Annotated in this window: 11 protein-coding genes and 1 tRNA gene; 8 read left to right on the forward strand and 4 right to left on the reverse strand. The window is 34.5% G+C overall.

The window, feature by feature from the left end; translation table 11 throughout:
* Both gcvT and fahA read right to left on the reverse strand, forming a co-directional pair.
* On the reverse strand, window positions 1–983 hold a 983-nt coding region (gcvT, locus tag ACK5ON_RS06115; RefSeq protein WP_409820840.1), incomplete at its 3' end, for a glycine cleavage system aminomethyltransferase GcvT.
* Between the two features lie 58 nt (window positions 984–1,041).
* Window positions 1,042–2,325: a fumarylacetoacetase gene (gene fahA, locus ACK5ON_RS06120; RefSeq protein WP_409820842.1), complete on the reverse strand. Its 1,284-nt coding sequence runs from the start codon at window positions 2,323–2,325 to the stop codon at window positions 1,042–1,044.
* Window positions 2,326–2,435: 110 nt separating this feature from the next.
* Here fahA and glyA point away from each other — a divergent pair, with 110 nt between their 5' ends.
* On the forward strand, window positions 2,436–3,710 hold the full coding sequence (gene glyA, locus ACK5ON_RS06125) for a serine hydroxymethyltransferase (protein ID WP_409820844.1): 1,275 nt from the start codon (window positions 2,436–2,438) through the stop codon (window positions 3,708–3,710).
* 53 nt (window positions 3,711–3,763) lie between these two features.
* Here the strand turns inward: glyA and ACK5ON_RS06130 are convergent, their stop codons facing one another.
* Window positions 3,764–4,336: a pentapeptide repeat-containing protein gene (locus tag ACK5ON_RS06130; protein WP_409820846.1), complete on the reverse strand. Its 573-nt coding sequence runs from the start codon at window positions 4,334–4,336 to the stop codon at window positions 3,764–3,766.
* A gap of 146 nt (window positions 4,337–4,482) precedes the next feature.
* Between ACK5ON_RS06130 and ACK5ON_RS06135 the strand changes: the two genes are divergently transcribed.
* From ACK5ON_RS06135 to ACK5ON_RS06160, 6 genes are all read left to right on the forward strand, one after another.
* Window positions 4,483–4,629, forward strand: coding sequence for a hypothetical protein (locus ACK5ON_RS06135; protein WP_396175475.1), 147 nt, complete (start codon window positions 4,483–4,485; stop codon window positions 4,627–4,629).
* A 3-nt stretch (window positions 4,630–4,632) separates the two neighbouring features.
* Window positions 4,633–5,154 (forward strand): NUDIX domain-containing protein, encoded by a 522-nt coding sequence (locus tag ACK5ON_RS06140; RefSeq protein WP_396175477.1) that lies wholly within the window; start codon window positions 4,633–4,635, stop codon window positions 5,152–5,154.
* A 59-nt stretch (window positions 5,155–5,213) separates the two neighbouring features.
* Window positions 5,214–6,332 carry a VWA domain-containing protein gene (locus ACK5ON_RS06145; protein ID WP_396175479.1) on the forward strand — a complete coding sequence of 373 codons (1,119 nt, stop codon included), beginning with the start codon at window positions 5,214–5,216 and terminating at the stop codon, window positions 6,330–6,332.
* A gap of 189 nt (window positions 6,333–6,521) precedes the next feature.
* On the forward strand, window positions 6,522–7,985 hold the full coding sequence (locus ACK5ON_RS06150) for a magnesium chelatase (RefSeq protein ID WP_409820850.1): 1,464 nt from the start codon (window positions 6,522–6,524) through the stop codon (window positions 7,983–7,985).
* A gap of 166 nt (window positions 7,986–8,151) precedes the next feature.
* Entirely contained in the window at window positions 8,152–8,307 is a 156-nt protein-coding gene (locus ACK5ON_RS06155) for a hypothetical protein (protein ID WP_409820852.1), read from the forward strand.
* 5 nt (window positions 8,308–8,312) lie between these two features.
* On the forward strand, window positions 8,313–8,735 hold the full coding sequence (locus ACK5ON_RS06160; protein ID WP_409820854.1) for a type II toxin-antitoxin system VapC family toxin: 423 nt from the start codon (window positions 8,313–8,315) through the stop codon (window positions 8,733–8,735).
* 145 nt (window positions 8,736–8,880) lie between these two features.
* On the opposite strand, the gene ACK5ON_RS06165 is transcribed toward ACK5ON_RS06160, so the two are convergent.
* Window positions 8,881–8,954, reverse strand: a tRNA-Arg gene (locus ACK5ON_RS06165).
* 149 nt (window positions 8,955–9,103) lie between these two features.
* On the opposite strand from ACK5ON_RS06165, the gene ACK5ON_RS06170 reads away from it, so the two are divergent.
* Window positions 9,104–9,596, forward strand: a 493-nt coding sequence (locus tag ACK5ON_RS06170) for an adenine phosphoribosyltransferase (RefSeq protein ID WP_409820857.1), incomplete at its 3' end; no start/stop codon positions are given.

The raw sequence follows: 9,596 nt of genomic DNA on the forward strand, positions 1-9,596 counted from the left end.
ACATAACCCATCCCGATGGCAATTCCCATTGACGGTGATTGCGTTCCTGAGGTTACAATGCCAATATTATTTCCATCAGCATCAATAATTTCGTAGTCATGACGAGGAATGCCGCGTTCAGTCATTTCAAAACCAACTAATTTTTTTGAAACGCCTTCTTCTTTTTGTTTTTTCAAATTCTCTGAATTAGTAAATTCTTTTGTGAATTTGGTTATCCATCCCAATCCAGCTTCTAGTGGTGAAGTAGTATCATTAATATCATTGCCATACAAACAGAAACCCATTTCCAAACGCAACGTATCACGTGCTGCCAAACCAATTGGTTTTATGCCAAATGCTTTACCCGCTTCAAACACTTTATTCCAAACTTGCTCTGCATCTGAATTTTTACAATAAATTTCAAACCCACCTGAACCAGTATAACCTGTTGCCGAAATGATGACATGTTCTATTCCGGCAAAGTCAGCCACCTCAAAGTGATAATATTTAATGGCTGATAAATCAATTGAAGTTAAAGATTGCATGGCTTCAACGGCTTTTGGACCTTGAATGGCAAGCAAAGAATAATCATCAGAAATATTCTTCATATCAACTCCCAAATCATTGTGAGACGAAATCCAATTCCAATCTTTGTCAATATTTGAAGCATTAACTACCAATAAATATTGGTTTTCTTTCATTCGGTAAACAATTAAATCATCAACAATTCCGCCATCATTATTTGGCAAACAAGAATATTGTGCCCGACCAATTGCTAACACCGATGCATCATTGGAAGTCACTTTTTGAATTAATGCCAAAGCGTTTTCACCAGACAGTAAAAACTCTCCCATGTGTGACACATCAAAAACGCCAACGCCATTTCTAACTATTTCGTGTTCGGCATTTACGCCTTCATATTGCACTGGCATATTAAATCCTGCAAACGGAACCATTTTAGCTCCTAAACTTTCGTGTACGTGCGTTAACGCTATATTTTTCATTTCAATTATATGATTTTAAACTTGGAATTTGGAATTTATTTATTGGAATTTTTAACTTTTATTTTCTAACGAAAGGAGGTAATAATTTGCTGGATACTTCCCCAAAACCAATACGTATAGCACTGTTTTGGCAATATCCTTTCATAATTACAGTATCGTTATCATTGATGAATTTTCGTTCGGTGCCATCGGCCATTTTTATTGGATTTTTTCCGCCCCAAGTCAATTCGAGCATAGAGCCAAAGCTATCTTGTGTAGGACCTGAAATAGTACCCGAACCCATCATATCGCCCGAATTTACGCGACAACCGTTTGAAGTATGATGTGCTAACTGTTGCGACATTGACCAATACATGTACTTAAAATTAGATTTAGAAACTAAAGAAGGTTCTACATTTTCGGGTTCTACATAAACTTCTAAATTGATGTCATAAGTATGTTTTCCTTTTTGTTGCAAATAGGGAAGCGGCATAGGTTCTTGAATCGGGCCTTTACAACGAAAAGGTTCTAAAGCATCCATTGTTACAATCCATGGTGAAATGGAAGAAGCAAAGTTTTTGGCCAAAAATGGTCCCAGTGGTACATATTCCCATTTTTGAATATCACGGGCACTCCAATCGTTTAATAAAACCATACCAAAAATGTAATCTTCGGCTTCATTGATTGGAATATTTTCGCCCATTACGTTAGCATCTGTTGTGATAAATGCAGTTTCTAATTCGAAATCAATTGATCTTGACGGACCAAATACTGGGGTACTTTCACCATTAGGTAAGGTTTGTCCCATCGGACGATGTACTGGAATTCCAGAAGGAACTATGGTAGAACTTCTTCCATGATAGCCAACAGGAATGTGAAGCCAATTGGGCAATAAAGCATTTTCGGGATCGCGAAACATTTTCCCAACATTCGTAGCATGCTCTTTACTCGAATAAAAATCGGTGTAATCACCAATCAATACTGGTAATTGCATTTCAACATCTTCCATGTTAAAAATTACTATATCACGATGTTCTTTATTGTCTCTTAATTTGGGATTATTACTATCAAAAATATCTCCAATACGATTTCTAACTAATCGCCAGGTTTTTTTGCCATCTGAAATAAAGTCATTCAAGGTGTCTTGCATGAACATATCATCGGTTAATTCGATGCCTTCAAAATAATTTAACTGCTGTAAAGCTCCTAAATCAATCGCATAATCTCCAATTCTTGTTCCAATTGTGATGACATCTTCTTTGGTTAAAAAAACTCCGAAAGGAATATTTTGAATTGGGAAGTCACTGTTTTCATGGACAGTAAGCCATGATTTTTGAATAAGATTATTAGTGGAATTAGGCATAATTTTATTAAGATTAATTGTTGAAAAAATAGTAATCAAATATATCATTAACTATTAATTTACCAAACGATTTTTGTAATTTTGACCTTAATTTAACGAAATATTTTCAAATGCAACGCGACGAACAAATTTTTGACCTTATTCTTGAGGAACAAGAACGACAAATTCACGGAATTGAACTTATTGCCTCAGAGAACTTTGTAAGTGATGAAGTGATGGAAGCTGCAGGTTCTGTTTTAACAAACAAATATGCAGAGGGCTATCCTGGTAAACGATATTATGGTGGTTGTGAAGTAGTAGATGTAGTAGAACAAATTGCCATTGATAGAGCCAAAGCGCTGTTTGGTGCAGGTTATGCCAACGTCCAACCGCATTCAGGTTCACAAGCGAATACTGCTGTTTTTTCAGCATGTTTACAACCGGGTGATAAAATTCTTGGTTTTGACTTATCTCATGGTGGTCATTTAACTCACGGTTCGCCTGTAAATTTTTCAGGAAAATTATATACACCTTCTTTTTATGGTGTAGAAGCAGCAACTGGTCGTTTTGATTATGATAAAATTCAAGAAATTGCAACTCGTGAAAAACCAAAAATGATTATTGCTGGTGCTTCAGCTTATTGTCGTGATATGGATTTTGAGCGATTTAGAGTGATTGCCGATAGTGTTGGCGCATTATTATTAGCCGATATTTCTCATCCATCCGGTTTGATTGCTAAAGGATTAATGAATGATCCAATTCCGCATTGTCATATTGTAACCACTACAACTCATAAAACATTGCGTGGGCCACGTGGTGGATTAATTATGATGGGGAAAGATTTTGAAAATCCTTGGGGATTGACCACACCAAAAGGAGAAATCAGAATGATGTCGTCACTATTAGATTTAGCAGTTTTTCCAGGAAATCAAGGTGGGCCATTAATGCACATTATTGCAGCAAAAGCAGTTGCTTTTGGCGAAGCATTAACCGATGAGTTTTTTCATTATTCGATGCAAGTACAAAAAAATGCAAAAGCTATGGCTGTCGCTTTTATGAAAAGAGGTTATAATTTAATTTCGGGAGGAACAGACAATCACATGATGCTCATCGACTTAAGAAATAAAAATATCACAGGTAAAGAAGCCGAAAATGCATTGGTAAAAGCAGAGATTACAGTAAACAAGAATATGGTGCCTTTTGATGATAAATCGCCATTCATTACTTCTGGAATTCGTGTTGGAACTCCTGCAATCACAACTCGTGGTTTGGTTGAAGACGATATGGAAACTATTGTGGAATTAATCGATAGAGTGTTGATGAATCATACTAATGAGTCTGTAATTGAGGAAGTAGCTGATGCCGTCAATGAAATGATGAGCGAAAGAGCCATTTTTGTTTTCTAAATCTTTAAACATAAAAAAATAGCAACCTTCAAGAGTTAACTTTTGAAGGTTTATTATTTTACAACAATATTATACTTGTCCAAAAGCCCTTTTAAAACATCGGTTGAGAAAACAGCTTTTTTTAGTTTGTTTTTTTCTGGGTCAATTGTATAATCATAACTTGTAGAAAAATCAGCTTTATTGGCAATTGTATCCATAAATACGGCTCTTCTCAGGTTGCAATTATCAAACAACACTTCCGTCAAATCACTTGCCATAAAATCAACCGCAATCATACTACAGTTGATAAACTGCATTTTCTTTAGCTTCAAGGCATAGAATTTGGTGTAATCCAATAAGCAGTCCTTGAAATGAAATTCATAAATAACTTGGTCGGTCATGGCAAAATTAACCGACGTAAAATTACATTTGGTAAACCAAACACCACGAAGGGAAACATAATTGATTTTGGTATCTTTAAAATTGCAATCAAAGAAATTACAATCGATAAAAGTTACGGTTTGAAACGTACAATCGGTAAAATCACAGAAATGAAAGGTGCAATTTTCGAATTCTTTGAACTTAATATCAGCTTCGAGAAAGAAGACATCATGATACACTTGGTCTGCAAAATAATCTTTGGACATAAATTTGTTTTTAATTGCCAAAGCTAGTAATTTATAAAGCAATCCATTACTAACAATTGTTGATAATTTTTATGGATGAAATTTCTGTTTATGAAGTTCATCTTTATGGAAAGTAATACATTTGAAGGTACTGAAATAATGAAATTATGAGAATTGAAACGGACCTCAAATTAGGATTTAAAGATGTAATGATTAGACCAAAACGTGGTGCATCGAAAATCAAAGTACCAAACAAACGTACTACATTTATTGGAGTTACCGAGCAGGAAAACACAGTTTTTGGTATACTATAAATTATGGAAAGCACTACTTTTTTTAAATTTTGTCCCAATTGTGGTTCCCAAAATTTCGAATACAAAAATAATTTCAAATTCAATTGCCATAAGTGTGATTTTGTATTGTATCACAATATTGCAGCTGCTGTTGCTATAGTATTCACTTTTGAGGACAAAATTTTATTCACCGTCAGAAATGTAGATCCCGACAAAGGAAAACTCGATTTACCTGGTGGCTTTATCGATCCAAGTGAAACAGCCGAACAAGCCGCTTGTCGGGAAATAAAAGAGGAAATAGGGCTAACAATTCTCCCTTCCGAATTAACATATATTACTAGTTCACCCAATGATTATTTATACAAAAATGTGGCTTACAGAACTATGGATATTATTTATGAGTGTCAATTAGAAACCTCAACCATTGATATCACTGCCAAAGACGAAATAAAAGAGTTGATTTGGATGAAACGAAGCGAAATAAAACTTGAAAGTATTGGTTTTGTTTCTATCCGTTCCGTTATTGGTCAATACTATTTACTTTAACTAAAAATTAATAGTCGTTCTATACCCATTCTAAAGTTTATATACTAATTTTATACACTATGGAAAAAAGTATCAAAAAAGGATTTTTATTCAAAAAATACGAAGCACCCTTTCAATCTCCATTTGATAAACTATTTGAAATTTTTAAAGAGTTAATTACGCATACTTCGGGGGATTTTGACGAAGCTATTGATTGGTTACGGCAATTGGATGTAGAATATAAACTCACCGATTCCAGTTATTCCATCGACGACTTTATTGAAGATTTAAAGAAAAAAGGATATATCCGCGAAGAACTCAAAGACGATGGAACTTCGGGGACTGGAATTACTGCTAAAACAGAACGAGCTATCCGACAACAAGCATTAGACCAAATTTTTGGTAATTTGAAAAAATCGGGAAGCGGCAATCATAAAACAAAATATTCGGGAAATGGTGATGAACAAACGGGTGAATTCAGAGAATATCATTTTGGGGATAGTTTGGAGAGTATTTCTTTGACCGAAAGTTTAAAAAATGCTCAAATCAATAATGGTACAGATGAGTTTCGATTGACCGAAAATGATTTGGTTGTAGAAGATGCACGTTTCAAAGCTCAAATGAGTACGGTTTTGATGATTGACATCAGCCATAGCATGATTTTGTATGGCGAAGATCGAATTACTCCAGCCAAAAAAGTAGCTATGGCGTTGGCAGAATTAATCACTACTCGTTATCCAAAAGATACCATTGATATTTTAGTTTTTGGAAACGATGCGTGGCCTATAGCTATTAAAGATTTACCTTATTTAAAAGTAGGTCCCTATCATACCAATACCGTTGCCGGATTACAATTGGCGATGGATATGTTGCGCAGAAAACGCAATACCAACAAACAAATTTTCATGATTACAGACGGAAAACCGAGTTGCATTCGTGAAAAAAATGGCGAATATTATATGAATAGCAACGGATTAGACCAATATATCGTGGAGCAATGCTACAATCAAGCGGCACAAGCTAGGAAGTTGCATATTCCAATAACTACTTTTATGATTGCCAATGATCCATATCTGCAAAAATTCGTAAACCGCTTTACGGAAGCCAATCAAGGAAAAGCATTTTATACAGGGCTTAAAGGATTGGGCGAAATGATTTTTGAGGATTATGAAACGAATAGGAAGAAGAAGATTAAATGAGAGAATAGAAAATAGAGAAAAGAAAATAGAGAAAAGAAATTAGAAAATAGAGAAAAGAAATTAGAAAGTACGATGAACAAGATACGAAGTACGAAGTAAAATAGAAAAAAATAACTTTGTGAACCCTGCTTGGTGGAAGGAAGTTTTGTGAAAAAACATTGTAAACATCGTGCTCCAAAAATAAAAAATATGAAAATAGAAAACATAACAACATTAGGTGGATTAAAACAATCAGGATACATTTCAAGAAGTATCAAAGACGAATTGAGAGATAATCTTAGAGAAAAAATCAAATCAGGAAATCCAACATTTGAAGGCGTACACGGATTTGAAAATACGGTGATACCCGAATTAGAGCGTGCCATCTTATCGCGTCATAATATTAATTTATTGGGACTTCGTGGTCAAGCCAAAACACGATTAGCGCGAAAGATGATTGAATTGCTAGACGAATACATTCCAGTGGTAGAGGGTTCAGAAATAAATGATGATCCGCTAAATCCCATTTCTCGATTTGCCAAAAATTTGATAGCAGAAAAAGGCGATAATACCCCAATTTCTTGGTTGCACCGTAGCGAACGTTTTTCCGAAAAACTTGCCACACCTGATGTAACCGTTGCCGATTTAATAGGTGATGTTGATCCTATCAAAGCTGCCAATTTAAAATTATCCTATGCTGATGATAGAGTAATTCATTTTGGAATGATTCCAAGAGCGAACCGTTGTATTTTTGTGATTAATGAGTTGCCCGATTTGCAAGCTCGAATTCAAGTCGCTTTGTTTAATATTTTGCAAGAAGGCGATATTCAAATTCGGGGTTTCAAGTTGCGAATGCCTTTGGATATGCAATTTGTATTTACGGCAAACCCCGAAGATTATACTAATCGTGGTAGTATTGTAACACCATTGAAAGATAGAATTGGTTCTCAAATTTTGACACATTATCCCGAAAACATTGCGGTAGCAAGAACTATTACCCATCAAGAAGCGAAGCTTGATAATCAACAATCTGAAACGGTTTATGTGCCTTCATTAGCCAAAGATTTGCTAGAGCAAATTGCCTTTGAAGCCCGTGAAAGTGAGTTTATTGACAATAAAAGCGGTGTAAGTGCTAGAATGACTATTACTGCTTATGAGAATTTATTGAGTACTGCCGAAAGACGTGCGTTAAAGTCTGGTGAAGACAAAACATCAGTTCGTTTGTCTGATTTTATGGGAATCATTCCATCCATAACAGGCAAAGTTGAATTGGTTTATGAAGGCGAACAAGAAGGTGCAGCAGAAGTAGCCCAACATTTGATAGGAAATGCCATTCATACGTTCTTCCCAGCGTATTTTCCAAAAATTGAGAAATTAGAAAAAGATATCGATGCCAGTCCGTATGCTAAAATTCTAGAATGGTTTTTTACAGAAACAGGTTTTGAATTGTTAGACGATGCTTCAGATGTTGAGTATAAAATGCAACTAGACGCTGTAAAACCATTAGAAGACTTAATCCAAAAATACCAACCACAAATTCCTATGGAAGACAGCCGTTTTTTGAAAGAGTTTGTGCTTTGGGGTTTAGTCGAATATGATAAATTGAGTAAAGATAGAGTAGAAGAGGGCTATCAGTTTAAAGATTTGTATAGTAATTATATTAATAAGTTGTAATTGGTGTATTTAGATTTTGCTTTGCTGTATTAATTAAAAATCTGTTATTCGAAACTGGATTTTGCTTCGCAACATCCATCAAAGCTCCGCTTTGATAATACTAAAAACGAAAAAAAACGCTCAAGTAGCACGTTTTTTGTACATTTGTGTTTTAAAAATAGAAATTATGAAAGCAAAATCAAAAAACACAGGATTTAACGCTCCCATAAAAGAAAAAAACTACGTTGTTATTGATGGTAAAAAAGTATCAAGAAGTTGGGCGGCTGCTTTAGCACTTAAAGGAACTGGGAAAATTTTGGATATGAGAGCCGTTTTAAAATAGAAATCATGAGCCGATACTTATTAGATACTAATGTTTTAGTATTTTTTATTTTGGGAGAAACTGAAAATTTAACCACTGAAATAACAAGTATTCTAAACGATTACAACAATCAATTATATGCTAGTTCTGTTAGTGTATTAGAACTTTTGCAGTTGTATAGAATAAAAAAGATAAAAACAAAAGAGTTTAAAAATGCTACCGAATTATATAACGCTATCCAAGATAGACTTTACATAAAAATCATCCCTTTTACCGAAAAACACACAAAAATACTTGCAAAATTAAAAATTGCTGATGGACATAATGATCCATTTGACCATTCAATAATATCTAGTGCTATTGCCGATAAAATGATACTCGTTTCTTCAGATAGACAGTTTGAAAACTACACCAAGCAACATCTAAACTTTGCTTACAATAAAAGATAAAATCATAGTAAAGATTTAATTTCAACTGACCGAAACAAGCAATTTGTTTAGGTTTTTTTGAATTGATTTTACAAAAATCATACAAATATTAAAAATAAAAAATCCTTAAACTACTGATTTAAAGTATATTTAAGGATTTTTACAGTGACCTCGACTGGATTCAAACCAGTAACCTCTTGAGCCGTAATCAAGTGCGCTATTCAGTTGCGCCACGAGGCCATTAATTTTTACCAAATTTGCCTGCTGATTGGAAAACAGTGTGCTATTCTCCTGATACTTCTGGAGCGCCACGAGGCGTTTTTTTTGGGTGCAAATATAATCATAAATGTGTAACTTGCAAACCTAATTTGATTTAAAACCTAAAAAAAATGTCCTTAGAAAAATACATTCGCGATGTAGAAAATTTCCCAAAAGAGGGTATACTATTTAAAGACATAACTCCAATGTTAATTAATCCTCAAGCTCGGAATGAATGTTTGGAAATTTTGATTTCGTCACTAAAAGATAAAAAAATTGACAAGGTAGTAGGAGTAGAGAGTCGTGGATTTTTCTTTGGGATTTTGTTAGCAGAAAAATTAAACGTGGGTTTCATTCCAGTGCGAAAACCTAAAAAACTTCCGTTCCAAACTATTTCGGCTTCCTATCAATTAGAATATGGTTCAGACACTTTAGAAATGCATATTGATGCTATTCAAAAAGGGGATAAAGTAGTAATTCATGATGATGTTTTGGCTACAGGCGGAACCGCAAAAGCCGTTTGTGAACTTGTTGAAAGACTTGGTGGAGAAATTGTACAAATGAATTTTATAATGGAAATTACAGCACTGCAAGGCAGACTGAAACTAGGCAATCGAGAAATAC

The sequence above is a fragment of the Flavobacterium sp. genome (assembly GCF_046317795.1).
In the GTDB taxonomy this organism is placed as follows: Bacteria; Bacteroidota; Bacteroidia; order Flavobacteriales; family Flavobacteriaceae; genus Flavobacterium.

Excerpts from the sequence above, each read along its gene's own strand:
- fahA (WP_409820842.1), bottom strand. The coding sequence starts at position 2,325 with ATGCCTAATTCCACTAATAATCTTATTCAAAAATCATGGCTTACTGTC.
- glyA (WP_409820844.1), top strand. The coding sequence starts at position 2,436 with ATGCAACGCGACGAACAAATTTTTGACCTTATTCTTGAGGAACAAGAA.
- ACK5ON_RS06130 (WP_409820846.1), bottom strand. The coding sequence starts at position 4,336 with ATGTCCAAAGATTATTTTGCAGACCAAGTGTATCATGATGTCTTCTTT.
- ACK5ON_RS06135 (WP_396175475.1), top strand. The coding sequence starts at position 4,483 with ATGAGAATTGAAACGGACCTCAAATTAGGATTTAAAGATGTAATGATT.
- ACK5ON_RS06140 (WP_396175477.1), top strand. The coding sequence starts at position 4,633 with ATGGAAAGCACTACTTTTTTTAAATTTTGTCCCAATTGTGGTTCCCAA.
- ACK5ON_RS06145 (WP_396175479.1), top strand. The coding sequence starts at position 5,214 with ATGGAAAAAAGTATCAAAAAAGGATTTTTATTCAAAAAATACGAAGCA.
- ACK5ON_RS06150 (WP_409820850.1), top strand. The coding sequence starts at position 6,522 with ATGAAAATAGAAAACATAACAACATTAGGTGGATTAAAACAATCAGGA.
- ACK5ON_RS06155 (WP_409820852.1), top strand. The coding sequence starts at position 8,152 with ATGAAAGCAAAATCAAAAAACACAGGATTTAACGCTCCCATAAAAGAA.
- ACK5ON_RS06160 (WP_409820854.1), top strand. The coding sequence starts at position 8,313 with ATGAGCCGATACTTATTAGATACTAATGTTTTAGTATTTTTTATTTTG.